Below are 559 nucleotides of genomic sequence, written 5' to 3' on the forward strand. Positions count from 1 at the left end.
GCTAAAAAGCCACCAACCCACAAGTGATCCCAGCCAAATACGCTGCCGAGATAAACCGGCAAAGCCACCACAAACCAGACATCCCGCGCACCAAACAGGAACATGCGCGCTGCGGACAAGATGTTGACCGATTCAGACTTAGAAAAGATGTGGCTAAACTTAGGCTTATTTTTCGCTTTGCCCATATCGGTTTCTAGCCAGATCATGCTGCAAATGAACACTACCGCGAGCACACTCGCCATAATAAACATCGAGTTTTGGAAACCCACCCAAGACAACAACAAGCCACCGACAAAGAAACCCGCCCCTTTGAGTGCGTTCTTCGACCCCGTCAAAATCGCCACCCATTTGTAAAGTGCGCCTTGCTGCTCATCTGGTACTAGCGTCTTAATCGCACTCTTTGCACTCATCTTGTTGAGATCTTTAGCGATGCCAGACAAAGCTTGCGCAGCCATCACCCAAGGAATCGTCAGCCAAGCGTTGGGCACTGCCAACATTAACAACGCAAACACTTGCATCGCTAGGCCAATATTCATGGTTTTGTTCAGGCCTAACCGGG

At 49.7% G+C, this 559-nt stretch carries 1 protein-coding gene; it reads right to left on the minus strand.

All coding sequences use genetic code 11. The features are described from left to right. On the minus strand, positions 1-559 hold a 559-nt coding region (locus R7093_RS27210; RefSeq protein ID WP_318147274.1), incomplete at both ends, for an MFS transporter.

The organism is Vibrio sp. 1580 (genome assembly GCF_033340055.1).